Annotated in this window: 10 protein-coding genes; 7 read left to right on the top strand and 3 right to left on the bottom strand. The window is 73.6% G+C overall.

The genetic code is table 11. The features are described 5' to 3' along the window. Window positions 1-3: 3 nt before the first annotated feature. Window positions 4-1,071, bottom strand: a complete 1,068-nt coding sequence (locus tag Aau02nite_RS16330) for a TDT family transporter (RefSeq protein WP_212989273.1) — start codon at window positions 1,069-1,071, stop codon at window positions 4-6. 71 nt (window positions 1,072-1,142) lie between these two features. Between Aau02nite_RS16330 and Aau02nite_RS16325 the strand changes: the two genes are divergently transcribed. From Aau02nite_RS16325 to Aau02nite_RS46470, 3 genes are all read left to right on the top strand, one after another. After that, the gene (locus Aau02nite_RS16325) at window positions 1,143-2,045 is read left to right on the top strand and encodes a LysR family transcriptional regulator (protein WP_212989272.1); all 903 of its coding nucleotides are present in this window, start codon (window positions 1,143-1,145) and stop codon (window positions 2,043-2,045) included. Window positions 2,046-2,258: 213 nt separating this feature from the next. Then, a complete protein-coding gene (locus Aau02nite_RS16320; protein WP_212989271.1) occupies window positions 2,259-5,213 on the top strand; it encodes an Ig-like domain-containing protein in 2,955 nt (984 codons plus the stop codon). 119 nt (window positions 5,214-5,332) lie between these two features. Further along, a complete protein-coding gene (locus tag Aau02nite_RS46470; RefSeq protein WP_246595232.1) occupies window positions 5,333-6,658 on the top strand; it encodes a helix-hairpin-helix domain-containing protein in 1,326 nt (441 codons plus the stop codon). Window positions 6,659-6,745: 87 nt separating this feature from the next. Here Aau02nite_RS46470 and Aau02nite_RS16310 read toward each other — a convergent pair whose 3' ends face one another. Beyond that, window positions 6,746-8,671, bottom strand: a complete 1,926-nt coding sequence (locus Aau02nite_RS16310; RefSeq protein WP_212989270.1) for a S8 family serine peptidase — start codon at window positions 8,669-8,671, stop codon at window positions 6,746-6,748. Window positions 8,672-9,049: 378 nt separating this feature from the next. Between Aau02nite_RS16310 and Aau02nite_RS16305 the strand changes: the two genes are divergently transcribed. The 4 genes from Aau02nite_RS16305 (at window position 9,050) to Aau02nite_RS16290 (ending at window position 16,020) form a co-directional block, all read left to right on the top strand. Next, complete coding sequence (locus Aau02nite_RS16305) at window positions 9,050-9,778, top strand: alpha/beta hydrolase (protein WP_212989269.1); 729 nt, start codon at window positions 9,050-9,052, stop codon at window positions 9,776-9,778. A 9-nt stretch (window positions 9,779-9,787) separates the two neighbouring features. Then, a complete protein-coding gene (locus Aau02nite_RS16300; protein WP_212989268.1) occupies window positions 9,788-11,416 on the top strand; it encodes an acyl-CoA dehydrogenase family protein in 1,629 nt (542 codons plus the stop codon). 67 nt (window positions 11,417-11,483) lie between these two features. Further along, on the top strand, window positions 11,484-13,733 hold the full coding sequence (locus tag Aau02nite_RS16295; protein ID WP_212989267.1) for a putative bifunctional diguanylate cyclase/phosphodiesterase: 2,250 nt from the start codon (window positions 11,484-11,486) through the stop codon (window positions 13,731-13,733). Between the two features lie 46 nt (window positions 13,734-13,779). Further along, window positions 13,780-16,020: a putative bifunctional diguanylate cyclase/phosphodiesterase gene (locus Aau02nite_RS16290; protein ID WP_246595191.1), complete on the top strand. Its 2,241-nt coding sequence runs from the start codon at window positions 13,780-13,782 to the stop codon at window positions 16,018-16,020. An 18-nt stretch (window positions 16,021-16,038) separates the two neighbouring features. On the opposite strand, the gene Aau02nite_RS16285 is transcribed toward Aau02nite_RS16290, so the two are convergent. Beyond that, window positions 16,039-16,683 (bottom strand): class I SAM-dependent methyltransferase, encoded by a 645-nt coding sequence (locus tag Aau02nite_RS16285; protein WP_212989265.1) that lies wholly within the window; start codon window positions 16,681-16,683, stop codon window positions 16,039-16,041. Window positions 16,684-16,685 lie beyond the last annotated feature (2 nt).

Below are 16,685 nucleotides of genomic sequence, written 5' to 3'. Positions count from 1 at the left end.
AGGCTACGCGGGCGGCGCCGGCCGGAGTAGGTCACCCCGGTGCGCCCCGAGCAGCGTGCGCACGGCGACGACCGACCAGGCGGCCAGCAGCATCGCATAGAGCGCCACCGCCAGGGCGGCGGGCACGGCCGAGGGGATCCGGGTGGCCAGCCCGCTCGCGCCGGTCACGACCGTGCCGAGCGGGAAGGTGAAGCTCCACCAGGTGAGCGAGAAGGGCAGCCCGGCCCGGGCGGTGCGCACGGTGATCGCGGCGGCCAGGGCCGCCCAGCCCAGGGCAAAGCCCAGCGCCGGTACGCCGTAGAGCACGACCAGCAGCTGCGCGGCGGTGGCGTACGGCTCGCTCAGCACACCGTCGGCGGCGCGGCCCAGCAGGTGCACGGCGGTGACCGACTGACCGACCGGGCCCAGCACGATCCACCACGTCGGCACCATCCGGGCGGGGCCGGGGCCGTACCCGACGAGCCGGCGCCACAGCCGGACGAACACCAGCACCGCCGCGACCAGGCTCAGCAACGCCATCGCGTAGCAGGCCGCCAGCAGTTCGACGGGCCAGGGGACGTGCGGCACGAGCAACGCGCCGGTCGCCGCGGACACCATCGGCGACACGACCGGCATCAGCCGGCCGCCGAAGGCGGTGCCCGGTCCGGGCCGGTGCCGGGTGACCATCCGGTACGGGATCACGACCGCGACCACCAGCCCGAGCAGCGTTCCGGCCGTCCAGAGCACCAGGTCCACCGCAACGGCAGCCGGCTCGCCGATCCAGTCCCGACCCAGCAGCAAAGTCCCGGCGCCGACGGTCAGCAGCGCCATCGGCGGCGCGCCCCAGAACTGCTCCGAGACGACGTCGCCCGCGTACGCCCGCCGGTGCCGGACGGCCGCGGCCACCAGGACCACCAGTAGGACGGACGCCAACGCCCACACGGCCGTCGCGAGCGTCCGCAGCACCGGCACGTGCAGCGGCAGAGAAGCCGCGGCGGTGGCGACGATGCCCGTGCCCATGACACCGGCGAACCAGTTGGGGCCGACCACGATCGGGGCGACGCGCACGGGACGTTCGAGCAGGACGGTCATGATCTCCACTGTCCGGCCCCGGCCCGGTCCCCGGTAGCGGCCGCCCGCTTGTGGGGTCATAAGCTGCGGTTATGCCTCTGCCGCCGGCGTTCGCCGACCTGACCGGGTTCGACCTGCTGCTCAGCGTCGCCCGGCTGGGCAGCGTGGGCCGCGCGGCCACCGCCCATCACATCTCCCAGCCGGCCGCCAGCGCCCGGCTACGTGAGCTGGAACGCCGCCTCGGGCTGACTCTGCTGCACCGCTCCCCGCGCGGCTCGACCCTGACCGCGACCGGTGCGCTGGTCGCCGACTGGGCCCGCGCCGCCGTGGACGCGGCCGACGCCCTGGCCACCGGGGTCGCCGCGCTGCGCGCCACCCACGAGAGCCGGCTGGCGGTGGCCGCCAGCCAGACCGTCGCGGAATATCTGCTGCCGGCGTGGCTGGTGGCCCTGCGGGCCGGGCACCCCGGGCTCAGCGTGACGCTGCGCGCGGCCAACTCCGCCGACGTGGCGGCCGCGGTGCTGGCGGGCGAAGTCGAGCTGGGCTTCGTCGAAGGCCCGGACGCGCCCGCCGGCCTGCACGCCGAGACCGTCGCCACGGACCGGCTGGCGGTCGTCGTGGCCCCCGGGCATCCATGGTCGAAGCGGCGGCGCGGCGTCACCCCGGCCGAGCTGGCCGGGACGCCACTGGTGTCGCGGGAGGCCGGCTCGGGCACCCGGCGGGCGTTCGAGCAGGCCCTGGCCCCGCTGAACGCGGCGGCACCGCTGCTGGAACTGTCGTCGACCACGGCGATCAAACACGCGGTGGCGGCCGGCAGCGGGCCGGCGGTGCTCAGCTCGCTCGCGGTCACGGCGGAGCTGGCGGCGGGCACGCTGGTCGCGGTGCCGACGGCCATGCCGCTGCAGCGGCAGCTCCGGGCGGTGTGGCCGGCCTCGGGTCAGCTGATCGGCCCGGCCCGCGACCTGTACGCGATCGCCCGCCGCCAACACCGCTGAGCCGGCGCCGATCTGTACCGGGTGCGGCGGATCCGCTCGATGATCGGCGCTTACGGGCGCTCTATCCGTTCACGCCCTGCGGTCGGAGCGCGACATTCGGTCCGGGTCCCCACCTGCGTGAACACCGCAGACAGATTGCTGACAGCGGGCGCCGCACCGCCGCCGTGCCAGGCTGCCGCCAGGCCTGCTGGGGGCCGGTCTGAGGGGACCATCATGCGCCGTCTTTTGTGGACAGTCGCCGCCGCGGCACTCGTCGCGCCGTTCGCCGCTGCCGCACCCGCGCAAGCCGCCGTCACGCCCGTCGCGAGAATCAATTTCCAGCCGGCCGCCGCGGCGGTTCCGGCCGGATACACCGCCGACACCGGGCTCGGCTACACCGCCGCACGCGGGTCGGGCTGGGTCGCGGCCGGCACGCAGGACCCGCTGGACCTGAGCCGCAACACCCGCGACCGGGCCCGGTCCGGGATCGACGCGCGGCTCAACACCCTGATCCACCTGCAGTACGGCGACGTCGGCGGCACCGGCGGCGTACTGACCCCCGGCGCCTGGGAGTACGCGCTGTCCCCGGGTTCGTACCAGGTGACCGTGTCGGCCGGGGACCAGCCCGCGTACGACAGCGCCCACACCGTCCGCGTCGAGGGCGTGACCGCGGTGTCGGGCTTCGTGTCCACCGCCGCGGCCGAGTTCCGCACCGCCACCGTGACCGTGCCGGTCAGCGACGGCCGGCTGACCGTCGACGCGACCGGCGGCACCAACACCAAACTGACCTACCTGGAGATCGCCCGGGTCGGCGCACCGGCCGCACCCACCGGACTCACTGCCCGGCCGGGTGACTCGCAGGTCGCCCTGGCCTGGACCGCCTCGCCCGCCGCCGAGCCGACCGGCTACCGGGTCTACCGGAGCGGCACGCTGCTCTCGGGCCCGGCCCCGCTGACCAGCGCGGCGTGGCTGGACACCACCGCCCGCAACGGCACCGCGTACGGCTACACCGTCACCGCCGTGGACAGCGCCGGCACCGAGTCACCACCGTCGGCCGCTGTCACGGCGACCCCGGCGGCGTACGCGCTGAAGGTCAACTTCTCCGACGCCGCCACCGCCCCGCCCACCGGCTACGTGCGCGACTCCGGCGACGCCTTCACCACCGCCCGCGGCTACGGCTGGGTGCAACCGGGCACCACGACGCCGCTGAGCCTGGCCGGCAACGGGCGCAACCGGAACCCGGCCGCCGCCCAGCCCGACGTCCGGCTCGCCACACTCATCCACGCCCAGCTGCCGGCCGGCTCGACCGGAGTCACCACACCCGGATCGTGGGAGGCCGTCATGCCCGCCGGGACCTACACGGTGACGGCGGCGGTCGGCGACGCGGGCACGGCCGTGAACAGCGTGCACTGGCTCAGCGTCGAGGACCAGAACGCCGTCGCCGCGTTCACCCCGACCGCGTCGGTCAGGCATGCCACCGCGACCCGGACGGTCACCGTCACCGACGGACGGCTCACGCTCAGCCCGGCCGGCGGCACCAACACCAAGCTCAACTACGTGGACGTCGCCAGTGTGCCGGGGGCGGGGGCCGTCCCCGGCGTCCGCACCAGTACGCCGGCCAACGGTGCCACCGGAGTGTCGCCGACCGGCAGCGTCGTCGAGGATCTGGTGCTGCCCAACGGCGGCGTCGACCAGGCCACGCTGACCTCGGCGACCGTGACATTGACGCGGGTCAGCGACGGCGTGGCGGTGCCGGCCAACGCCATCACCAGCGGCGGCGGAGACGTCGTCAACCTCTCCCCGACCTCGGCGCTGGCGGCGAACACCGGGTACCGGTTCAGCCTGACCGCCGGGGTGCGGGACGTCAGCGGGCGGGCCTTCACGCCGTACTCCATCGTCTTCACCACCGGGACCGGGCCGGGCGGCCCGGCCGCCTTCGACAAGGTGGTCGGGGTCGCGACCGGCGCGTCCTTCACGACGGTGGTCGAGGGCCCCGGCAACCAGCTGTACGCGGGCACGCTCGACGGGCGCATCTTCCGGTTCCCGATCAACGGGGACGGCACGCTGGGCACCGCCACGATCATCACCGCGGTCCGGGACAACGCGGCGGCCCTGGGGCTGCCCGGCGCCCCCGCCCGCACGGTGATCGGCATGGCCTTCGACCCGGCCGGCAACCTCTGGGTCACCGACAACTACGAGTTCACCGGTCCGCTCAACGTGCCGGAATGGTCGGGGCGCATCGGCCGGCTCAGCGGCACGAACCTGGGCACCTACACGCCGGTCGTGGTCAACCTGCCCCGCTCGGTCAAGGACCACGAGACCAACTCGCTGGCCTTCGGACCCGACGGCGCACTCTACGTGTCGCAGGGTGCGAACAACGCGATGGGCGCGCCCGACTCGACGTGGGGCAACCGGAGCGAGCAACTACTCAGCGCGGCCGTGCTGCGCTTCGACCCGGCGGCGTTCACCGGTACGCCGATCAACGTCAAGACGGCGGACGGCGGCAGCTACAACCCTTACGCGGCCGGGGCTCCGGTGACACTGCACGCGACCGGCGTCCGGAACGCCTTCGATCTGGTGTGGCACCGCAACGGCCACCTCTACGCGCCGACCAACGGCTCGGCCGCCGGAGGCAACACCCCCGCGACGCCGGCACCGCTGCCCGCGTCGTGCGCCCGCCGGGGTTACACCGGACCGGCGGTGCCGGCACTGACGTCGGTGCCGACGGCCGAGACGGACTACGTGTTCGACGTGAAGGCGGGCCGCTACTACGGGCACCCGAACCCGCAACGCTGCGAATGGGTGCTGGCCGGCGGCAACCCCACCGCGGGCACGGACCCGTTCCAGGTGGGCGCGTACCCGGCCGGCACCGCACCGGACCCGAACTTCGACCTCGCCGGCACCTACGACGCGGGCCTGCACGCCTCGGCGAACGGCGTGATCGAGTACCGCGGCGGGGCGCTCGACGGCAAACTGCTCGTGGTGCGCTACTCGGCGGGACAGGACATCGAGACGTTCGACGTGGCGGCGAACGGCACCCTGAGCAACCGGACGACGGGCATCACCGGACTGACCGGATTCAGCCAGCCACTGGACGTGACGCAGGACGTGAGCACCGGCAACCTGTACGTGACGGAACTCGGCGCGCGCCGGATCACGTTGCTGAAGCCCGTGGGAGCCGGGACCTGACCGGCTCGTGCCGAAATCACCCGTCCGGGGTCACGAAAACGGCACGCCGCAACCGGGACGGTATCGAGATGTGCGAAGCTGCGCGCCTACATCTCGACCCTCGTCTTCGGAGGCATGCCGTGGCATCGCTCCTGTCCATCGTTGCCGCCCTCCTGGTCGGCCTGCTCGCGGGCTGGCTGATCTGGGGCCGGATCCTCGTTTCCCGGCGGTCCGCGGCTGCGGAAGCCGCCCCGGCGGCCGTCGCCACCGAACCCGCCGAGACACCGGCCGCGGCTTCCGCGGTGCCGGCCCCGACACCCGCCGCCGAGGTGAAGCCGGCCCCGGCAGCCACCGAGCCCAACGTGGAGACCCCCGAACCGGCCGGGAAGCTGCCCGTCGCCGACGTCGAGCCGATCGCAGCACCCGAGCCGGTGGCAGCTGCCGAGCCCGTGGCAGAGCCTCACCCGGTTGCCGCACCGGAGCCCGTCGCGCCTGCCGAACCGGTCGCCAAGCCCGAGCCCGTCGCGGTTGCCGAGCCCGTCGCGATTGCCGAGCCGATCGCGAAGCCCGAGCCCGTCGCCGCTGCGGCTGAGCCCGCGCTCGCCCAGCCCCTCGCCGCCGAACCGGCTGCCGCCGAACCAGTTGCCGCTGAACCGGCTGCCGCCGAACCAGTTGCCGCTGAGCCGGTTGCAGAGCCTGTGGCCGCAGCCGAGCCCGCCGTTGTGGAGCCCGAGCCCGTCGCCGCGCCGGGCGGGGTCGGGGCCGGGGCTGCGCGCCCGGCCGACAAGCTGACCCGGATCGAGGGCATCGGCCCGAAGATCGCCGCCACCCTCGCCGCCGCCGGCATCAGCACCTACCGCGACCTGGCCGAGGCCGACCTCGCCTCGCTGCGCGCCACCATCAAGGCCGCGAAGCTGCGGCTCTCGCCGAACCTGGCCACCTGGCCGGAGCAGGCCCGTCTGCTGGCCGAGGGCGACCAGCGCGCCTTCACCGCCCTCGCCGACGACCTGGCCGCCGACCGCGAACCAGGTGTCGAGCCCATCGCCACCACCAGCGCCACCACTCCGGCCGCGGACCCGGATCTGATCGCCGCCACCGATTCCGTCACCGGCTCCGAGCCGGCCGCGACCTCGGGCCTGGCTGCACCGACGCTCGGCAGCACGACGGCCGACGACACCGTGCCCGCCGACGGCGCGACCGCCGATGAAGCCACCGACGCCGTACCCGCGCAGCGCAGTGCGGAGCCGACCGCCCCGGACGATCTCACCCGGATCGAGGGGATCGGCCCGAAGATGGCCGGCGCGCTCGTCGCCGCCGGCATCACCACCTACGCGCAGCTGGCCGCCACGGACGAGGCCGGGCTGCGGGCCGCGATCGCCGCCGCCGGGATGCGTTTCTCGCCCAGCCTGGTGACCTGGCCGCAGCAGGCGAAGCTGCTCGCCGACCGCGGCGTGCTGCGGAGCTGACCCGGCCGGCCCCGGACGACAACGAAGGCCCAACCCCGTGCCGGGGGTTGGGCCTTCGCCGTCAGTGCGGGTGGCGCGGACCGGCTGTCAGCGCTTCCAGGTACGCAGCGTGGACTTGGCGGAGTTGCCCACCTTGTCGTACGCCCGGACCTGCACCTTGATCTTCTTGCCGTACTTCGACACCTTGATCTTGAACGAGTACGCCGACTTGGTGTCCTTGGCGACCACCTTGCCGTTGATCAGCAGCTCCACCCGGTTGATGCCGGACGCGTCGCTGGCCGACGCCTTCAGCGTGACCGTGCCCTTGACCTTCGCGCCGTTCTTGGGGCCGCTGGTGATCTTCGTCGTCGGCACCTTGTTGTCGGCGATCAGGGTGCGGTTGTAGACCGCCGAGTTACCCGCCCGGTCGTACACCTTCCACTGCAGTTTCACCGCACGGTTGAGCCGGCCACTGTTGTACTTGACCGCGTACGGCGTCGTGGTGTCCCGGCCGACGTACTTGCCGTCGGCGTAGAGCGCCCCGTACGACATGCCCGCGCCGCCGGTGTCGGTGACGCCGGTCGCGCCGACCGTCACCGCGCCGCGGAACCGCGTCGACTGCTTGGGCGTGGCCCCGGTGACCTTCGGCGCGGTGGTGTCCACAGTGGTCACCGCCGTGCCCGCGCGCACCTCGCCGAACGCCGTGAAGTCCGTCGTGACGGTCTGCTTGGCGGTCTTGGTGAGGCTGTTCTGCAGCGACCACAGGGTCGCCTTCGGGTAGCGCGAGCGCACCAGCGCCGCGGTGCCCGACACCAGCGGTGCGGACGCCGAGGTGCCACAGAAGTACTTGTAGTTGTCCTTGTCGTCCTCCTCGCCACCGGTGTCGTTGGCGAAGCCGGCCAGACTCGGCGCGTACGTGCACCAGGGTGCGGCCACGTCGACCCAGTCGGCGCCCCAGTTCGAGCCGTAGAAGCCGGCGGCCGGGTCGTAGCCGAGGAACCAGTCACCGGCGGAGTCCGTGCCACCGACGGCGAGCGCGTCCGGGTACGCGGCCGGGTACATCTTGTCGGGCACGGCGTTGTTGCCCGCAGACGCGACGACCAGGATGCCCTTGCCGCGGGCGTACGTGACCGCGCTCTGCAGCACCGTGCTGGTCTCGTAACCACCGAGCGACACGTTGATGATCTGCACGCCACGGTCGGCCGCGTACTTGATGCCGGCCGCGACGGTGCCCATCGTGCCTTCGCCCCTGGAGTCCAGCACCTTGACCGGCAGAATCTTGCACTGCCAGCAGACCCCGGCCGTACCGGCGCCGTTGTTGCCGCGTCCGGCGATGAGGGCGGCAACCGCGCTGCCGTGGCCCTCGTCGTCGGCCGGGTCGTTGTCGCCGTTGACGTAGTCCCAGCCGGGCACCAGCGCGTCACCGAGCTCGCCACCGAGGTCCGTGACACCGGTGTCCACCACGGCCACCGTCACGGCGGCCGATCCGGTGGTCAGGTCCCAGGCACCCGGCACGGTGATCTGGGGCAGCTCGGTCTGGCTCGCGTAGTGCGTGTCGTCGGGCGTGATCGCCGTGGCCCGGACGATGCCGTCCTTCTCCACGTACGCCACGTCCGGGTCGGCCCGCAGCTTCGCGATCGCCCCGGCGCTGGCTGCGGCCGGAACGGTCACACGACGGGCGTCGAGGGACGCCAGCGCGGCGTCCGCCTTCGCCCGGAGGCCGGCCGCACCGAGGGTCTGCGTGGCCGCGGGGGCCTCGACCCCCGCCTTGAAGCCGACCACGAGATGCACGGTGTCGTCCCCCGTATCCGCCTTCTCGCGGGCTGCGGCCTTCGCCGCGGCGGCCTTGGCCGCGGCCAGCATCTTCTTGTCACCGGCGGGAGCTTTCCCGTCGGCCGCGGCCCGCTTACGGGATGCCACGTCGGTGCCCGTGTCATCCGCCGACGCGGTGCTCGCCAGGATTCCCGCCGTCGCGACCATGGCCACGCAGGCGAGCCCGGCCGCAGCGCCGCGCACTTTCCGTTGTTTGAACACGTGCCTCCCCCATTTCGACCCGCAGGTTCGGGCGGGCCGGGTCATCCTAAGAGGACGACGCTCCTGCCGTGGGGCGGCATTTGGGACCAACACCCGCGATTGCGCCTTACCGGTCGGACGAGTTCCGGCTCGGTCCGAGAACGTCTCCCGCCGTCTCGACGGCGGGGTAGTCGCCGGCACACCCCACGGTCGCGCAGCCACCACGCGGATACCGTCCGGCCGGCTGACCGACGCCGGCCGCCGGGCGCGCGGCAGCCCGCGGTTCTCCCGCTGCTCCCCCGCCCGAAGTCGGAGCCGGTCGCCCGGCGGACCCGGTTTCGCTGTAGGCGTCACGCGCCACCCTGGCCACGGCGGCCCGTTTCCGGGACCGTGAGCACCATGGACGCCGTTTTCGTACTGGTGCACAGCCCGTCCGTCGGGCCCGGGACGTGGAGCCCGGTCGCCGATCAGCTGCGCGCCCGGGGAGCCGAGGTCGTCGTACCCTCGCTGACCGGCGTCGGCGCGGCCGGCCCGCCGTTCTGGCCGCGGGTCGTGGAGCTGGTCGGGGCCGCGATCGCCGAGCTGCCCGCGGACCGGTCCGTGGTGCTGGTGGCGCACAGCAACGCCGGGCTGTTCGTGCCGGTCATCGTCGCCGCCGCCGGCCGGCCGGTCGTCGGCTGCCTGTTCGTGGACGCGACGTTGCCGGCCCGGCAAGGACCCACCCCGGTCGTCCCGCCGGAGGCCCTGGCGTTCCTGCGGGACAAGGCCGTCGACGGCATCCTGCCGCCCTGGACGACCTGGTTCGACGAGACCGAGGTGGCCCCCATGCTGCCGGACCCCGCCGTGCGCGCGGCCGTCGAGGCCGAGCAGCCACGGTTGCCGCTGAGCTATTACGAGCAGCAGATCCCCGTGCCGGCGGGCTGGGACGCCCAGCCGTGCGGCTATCTGCTGTTCGGGCCGCCGTACGAGCAGGTCGCGAACGAGGCCGCCGCGCGGGGCTGGGCCGTGGAGAGGATCGCCGGACGCCACCTGCACCAGGTGGTCGACCCGGCCGGGGTCGCCGGGCGGATCGCCGCCATGGCGGCGACCTGGTCGCCGCCCTCGTCACCGGCGGGTGCGGCGGCCTAGATTCGGGGCATGCCACTCACCCACGAGGTCGTCAACCAGCCGCCACCCCTGGCCGGGCACGACCTCGCCGCCGACGCCGCCCTGCTCGAAGGTCTGGCCCGGGAGGGCGCCGGCTGGGCGGCCGAGGATCTGCACCGGCTGGGCAAGCTGGGTGGGCAGCCGGAGGCCCAGCGCTGGGCCGAGGATGCCAACCGGTACGAGCCGCGCCTGCTCACCCACGACCGGTACGGCCACCGCGTCGACGAGGTCGAGTTCCACCCGGCCTGGCACAACCTCATGGACGTCGCCGTCGGCGCGGGGCTGGCCGGGGCACCGTGGGCCGACGGCCGGGCCGGGGCGCACGTCGCGCGGGCCGCCGGCACGTTCGTGTGGAGCCAGGTCGAGGCGGGTCACACCTGCCCGGTCTCGATGACGTACGCGGTCGTCCCGGCCCTGCGCAACGCCCCCGAGCTCGCCGCCGCCTACGAGCCGTTGCTGACCGCGCGGGTGTACGACCCGGGGCTGCGTACCCCGGCGGCCAAGCGGGGGTTGCTGGCCGGCATGGGCATGACCGAGAAGCAGGGCGGCTCCGACGTGCGGGCCAACTCGACCACGGCCGCCCCGGCCGGCGACGGCACGTACCGGTTGCGCGGGCACAAGTGGTTCACCAGCGCGCCCATGTGTGATCTGTTCCTGGTGCTGGCCCAGGCTCCCGGCGGCCTCTCCTGTTTCCTGGTGCCGCGGGTACTGCCGGACGGCGCTCGCAACCCGTTCCGGATCCAGCGGCTCAAGGACAAGCTCGGCAACCGGAGCAACGCCAGCAGCGAGCCGGAGTTCGACGAGACGGTGGCCTGGCTGGTCGGCGAGGAGGGCCGCGGGGTGCGGACCATCATCGAGATGGTCGCGATGACCCGGCTGGACTGCGTGACCGGCTCAGCCGCGGGGATGCGGGCCGCGCTGGTCCAGGCCGTGCACCACGCGCGGCACCGCGCCGCCTTCGGCGGGCCGCTGATCGGCAAGCCGCTGATGCGCAACGTCCTGGCCGACCTGGCGGTGGAGTCGGAGGCGGCGACGGCGCTGGCTCTGCGGCTGGCCGGGGCCGTCGACCGGGGGGTACGCGGTGATGCCGGCGAGCGCGCGTTCAGCCGCCTGGCCATCGCGGTCGGCAAGTTCTGGGTGTGCAAGCGCCAGCCGGCCGTCGTCGGCGAGGCCCTGGAGTGCCTGGGCGGCAACGGCTACGTCGAGGAGTCGGGCCTGCCCCGGCTCTACCGGGACGCCCCGCTGAACTCGATCTGGGAGGGCTCCGGCAACGTCCAGGCGCTGGACGTGCTGCGGGCCCTGCGCCGCGACCCGGCCGGGCTGGACGCGTTCCGGGCCGAGGTGGGCGCGGCGGCGGGCGCGGACGCCCGCCTGGACGCGGCCACGGCGCAGCTGACCGCGCTGCTCAGCGACGGCGACGACCTGGAATCGGACGCGCGCCGCGTCGTGGAGCGGATGGCGCTGGTCCTGCAGGGCTCCCTGCTGGTGCGGCACGCCCCGGCGGCCGTGGCCGACGCCTTCTGCGCGAGCCGGCTCGGCGGCGACTGGGGGCACTCGTTCGGCACGCTTGCCCGCGGCGTGGACACCGCGGCCCTGATCGACCGGGCCCTGCCGGCGTAGCGGTCCACCGGGCGGCCCGTGGGTGCCCGAAGTCTCAGGTGCCGGGCGCCGGTGCCGATGGCCCGTCGTGCGGACAATTGGGGTCGACCGGAGGGTCACGGCGTGGACGGCGGCCGGGCTGCTGATCTGCGTCGCGTACCCCCTCCTGGGCGACGGCACCCTGGCCGGGGCTCTCCTGTACAACCTGTTCGAGCTGCTGGCGTTCGTGGTGGTGCTGGTCCGCGCCCGGCGGAACCGGCCGGAGGACCGGCTGGGCTGGTACGTCTTCGCCGCCGCCATCGGGTTCCGGCTGGCCGGCGACGTCACGTACGAGATCTACCGGCAGGTGCTGCACCAGTCGCCGTTCCCCTCCCCGGCCGACGTCTTCTACCTGGGTAGCTGCCCGTTGCTGGTGGTCGGCACGCTGCTGCTCGCCCGGGGCGGCCGGCGGCCCGGCCGCGACCTGGCCGGCCTGCTCGACGCGGCGATCATCGCCACCGGCCTGGGCCTGGTCTGGTGGGTCCTGGTCATCGGCCCGATCGCCGGCGACAGCTCCATCCCGCTGGCGGAACGGTTGCTCGGCGCCGCGTACCCCGGTTGTGATCTGGTGTTGCTGGCCCTCGTGGCCCGCGTGCTGACCCGCTCCGGGCGCCCGGCGGTCAGTGTCGCCCTGCTGATCACCGGCACCGGCACGCTGCTCGCCGCCGACGTCGGTTTCCAGTTCGTCACCGCCTACCGCCCCGAGCTGGAGGGGATCATCTCGGTCGGCTGGCTGCTCTCCAACGTCGTCTGGGGCGCCGCGGCTCTGCATCCGTCCGCCGCCGCCCCGCCGCCGGTCCGCACCGGCGGGCCCCGCGTCGGCCCGGGCCGGCTGGTCCTGCTGACCGGCAGCACGCTGCTCGTGCCCACCCTGCTGTTCGCCCAGGGTGCCCTGGGCTTCCCGAACCTGAGCTGGCTGTCCATCGGCGTCGGCGCGGTGCTGCTGTTCGTCCTGGTCCTGCTGCGGATGTCCGGTTTCGTCACGCAGGTGCAGCGGCAGGCCCGGCAGCTGCAGGACCTCGCCATGCGCGACGACCTGACCGGCCTGCCCAACCGCCGCTTCTTCGAGGAACGGCTCGCGGCCGCGGTCGCCGCCGGTCCGGCCCAGGTGGCGATGCTCGACCTCAACGGCTTCAAGGACGTCAACGACCGGTTCGGCCACGCCGTCGGCGACCGGCTGCTCGCGGTCGTGGCGCAGCGCCTGGCCGACCGCCTGCGCGGCGGCGACCTCGTCGCGCGGATGGGCGGCGACGAGTTCGCCGTCCTGGTCACCGGCGCGTCCCCGGAGGCCATGACCGGCATCGTCGACCGGCTGACCGCGGGCCTGCGCCGGCCGGTGGAGGTGGCCGGCCACGAGCTGCTGGTCGGGGCCAGCGTCGGCATCGCCGGCGACGAGGGCACGGACGACCCGTACGAGGTGCTGCGCCGCGCGGACACCGCCATGTACGCGGCCAAGGCCCAGACCGGCAGCCACGTCCGCCGGTACGCCGTCGAACTCGACGACCGGGCCCGCGCAGAGGCCCAGCTCGGCGCCGAGCTGCGCGCCGCCCTCGACACCGGCCAGTTCCGCCTCGTCTACCAGCCCATCGTGTCCCTGCCGGACGCCCGCGTCGTGTCCGTCGAAGCCCTCATCCGCTGGCACCACCCGGAGCGCGGCCTGATCAACCCGGTGGACTTCATCCCCGTCGCCGAGCAGAACGGCCTCATCGTCGAACTCGGTGCCTGGATCCTGCGCACCGCCTGCGCCCAGGCCGTCACCTGGCACACCTCACAAGCCTCATCGACACCCGTACGCGTCAGCGTCAACGTCTCCGCGCGCCAGCTCGCCGAACCCGATTTCGCCGATCTCGTGGCCGAGGTGCTGGCCTGGACGGGCCTGAGTGCGCACAATCTGATCATCGAAGTCACCGAGACAGCCGTGTTCCGTGGCGGCCAGAGCGTGCAGACCGTGAAGGACCTGCACCAGCTCGGTGTGCGGATCGCCCTGGACGATTTCGGTACCGGCCACTCGTCGCTGGGGTTGCTGCACACCGTGCCCGTCGACGTGCTCAAAGTGGACAAGAGCTTCGTGGACACCATCACCATGGCCGGCCGGCACGCGGTCATCGCCACCGCGCTGATCCAGGTCGCCGACGGACTCGGCCTCAGTGCCGTCGCCGAGGGTGTGGAAACCGCCGAACAGGCCGCCGAGTTGTACCGCCTCGGCTACCGGCTGGCCCAGGGTTACCACTTCGGCCGGCCCGTCGCCGAACCGGACTTCCACGGCACCGTCATCGCCGCCGAGACAGCGGTGGCGTGACGCGATGGAATTCTCAGATCAATACGCCGGCGACCGATTGCCCTCCGTGCGACAGAAACGGCTCTGGTGGTGGTGGCTGACCCTCGGCGTGCTGGCCGTGGGCGGCTACTACCTGCTGCCGCACGACGGTCTCGCCGCGAACCTGGTCTACAACATCATCGGGCTGCTGTCCTGCCTGATGATCCCGCTGGCGGTACGCCTGCACCGGCCCGAGCGGCCGGCGATGTGGTACTGGTTCGCCGCCGGACAGACCACCTGGGTGTGCGGTGACCTGGTCTGGGAGTACTACAAGTACGTCCTGCACCAGGAGCCGTACCCGTCGGCCGCCGACTTCTTCTATCTGAGTGCGTACCCGATGCTGGTCGTCGGTCTCGTGCTGCTCAGCCGCGGCCGGCGCCGCGGCGGTGATCTCGCCGGCCTGGTCGACCCGGCGATCGTGGCGATCGGCATCGGCCTGGTCTTCTGGGTGTTCGTCATGCACCCGATCGCGGCCGGCTCGACCGCCTCGACGCTGGAGCGGGTCATCGGGGTGGCCTACCCCGCCGCCGACGCCCTGCTGCTGGCCATCCTGGCCCGGTTCTTCACCACCTCGGGGCGGCACTCGGCCAGTGCCCGCCTGCTGAGCGTGGCCGCGCTGCTGCTGCTCGTCGCGGACATCGCCTACTCGCTGGTCTCGCTGTACTCGGAGTCCGAGGGTGGCAGCCTGCTCGACGCCGGCTGGCTGCTCTCCTACGTCGCCTGGGCGGCGGCGGCCCTGCACCCCTCGATGCGCTGGACCGGCACGACGACGAACCAGCCCAGCGACGCGCGGGTGGGCCGGTCCCGGCTGGTGCTGCTGGCCGTCTGCTCGCTGCTGGCCCCCGCCCTGCTGTTCGTGCCCGGCATCGGCGGCGACCCGGTGGACCGGCTGGCGATCGCCATCGGCGCCGTGCTGCTCTTCGTGCTGGTGGTCCTGCGCATGTCGGGCTTCGTCGCCCAGGTGCAGCAGCAGGCCGATCAGCTCGAGGACCTGGCGATGGCCGACGCCCTGACCGGGCTGGCCAACCGCCGCCGGCTGGAGCAGGGGCTGACCGAGGGCCTGGCCGCCGGGCCGCTGCAGGTGGCGCTGCTCGACCTGGACGACTTCAAGGAGGTCAACGACGCGCTGGGGCACGCCGTCGGGGACCGGCTGCTGGTCGGTGTGGCCGAGCGGCTGTCCCGGGCGGCCGGCCCCGGTGCGCTGGTCGCCCGGATGGGCGGCGACGAGTTCGCGGTCCTGCTCACCGGGGCGGACACCGCGACGGCCGACGCCGCGGTCACCAGGCTGGCCGACTCGCTGCGTTCCCCCGTGCAGGCGGCCGGGCACGAGCTGCTGATCGGCGTCAGCATCGGCGTCGCCGACGGCACGGGCACCGCCGACCCCGTCGAGGTGCTGCGCCGCGCCGACGTCGCCATGTACGCCGCCAAGGCGGTCGGCGACACCCACCGCCGCCACACCGCCGACCTCGACGACTCCGCGGACGAGCAGGCCCGGCTGGGCGCCGAGCTGCGCACCGCACTGGACACCGGTCAGTTCCGGATGGTCTACCAGCCCATCGTCGAGCTGCCGTGCGGCCGGCTGCGGGCGGTCGAGGCGCTGGTCCGCTGGGACCACCCGGAACGCGGCCTGATCTCCCCCGACCGGTTCATCCCGGCGGCCGAGCACAACGGGCTCATCATCGAGCTGGGCGAGTGGATCCTGCGGACCGCGTGCACCCAGGCCGTCGAGTGGCAGGCCGACTGGGGCCCCCGAGCGCCCCAGCGGATCAGCGTCAACGTCTCGGCCCGGCAGCTGGCCCAGCCCGGCTTCACGGCCGTGGTGGCGCGCGCCCTGGCCGACACCGGGCTGCCGGTCGGCAAACTCACCGTCGAGGTCACCGAGACCGCGGTGTTCGGCGGCGGTCAGGCCGTGCAGACCCTGAACGAACTGCACGAGCTGGGCGTACGGATCGCCCTGGACGACTTCGGCACCGGGCACTCGTCGCTCGGTCTGCTGCAGACCGTGCCGGTGGACGTGCTCAAGGTCGACAAGTCCTTCGTCGACAACATCACCATGGCGGGCCGGCACGCGGTCATCGCCACGGCGCTGATCCGGGTCAGCGAGGGCCTCGGCCTGACCGCGGTGGCCGAGGGTGTGGAGACGGCGGAGCAGGCCGAGGAACTGCACCGCCTGGGCTACCAGCTGGCCCAGGGCTACCACTTCGGCAAACCAGAGGCCGAGCCGGACTTCGCGGCGTACGCCGTGCGCGAACCCGCGTCCCGCCCGTAGGGAGCCGATGTCCTGCGCTCAGCGCCCCTTGCGGGCGAGTAGCTGGAGGGCGCCGACCGGGTTGCCGTTCATGGTCTCGACGGTGAGCTCGCGCTCGGCCACCAGCTCGTAGCCGGTCAGCAGACCCCGCAGGTGTTCCGGGCTGTGGTGCCGGCAGACCGCGCCGTCGCCGACGTCGAAGACTCCGTGGGTGCCGTAGCGTTCCGCGCCGCGCCGGTAGCGGTCCTGGTTGCGCGCATCGGTCTGCAGCAGCACGTCGCTGACGTAGAGCAGGCCCCTGGGGCGCAGCACCCGGGTCAGCTCCGCGAGCAGCCGCCGCTGGTCGTCGTCGGCCGGGATGCACGTGAGCACAGCGAAGACCAGCACCGCGTCGACGCCGCCGTCCGGGAAGGGCAGGTGGGGCGGATCCGCCAGCAGCGTGAACGCCAGCCCGGGATGGGTACGGCGGGCCCGCGCCAGCAGACCGGGTGAGGGGTCGACTCCCTCGACGGCGGTGAACCCGTGCTCCCGGAGCAGGCCGGTGACGCGGCCGTACCCGCAGCCGTAGTCGACGATCCGGGCCGTGCCGGGCAGGCCGGGCAGCCAGGCGACGTCGAGCGGGTGGGTGAAGGACTTGGCGACGCCGGTCGAGCTCCAGTAGGCCAGTTGCCCGTCCGGCGTCACGG

It is taken from the genome of Actinoplanes auranticolor, assembly GCF_018332655.1.
GTDB lineage: Bacteria > Actinomycetota > Actinomycetes > Mycobacteriales > Micromonosporaceae > Actinoplanes > Actinoplanes auranticolor.
This window is presented reverse-complemented; position numbering and strand designations above follow the sequence as displayed.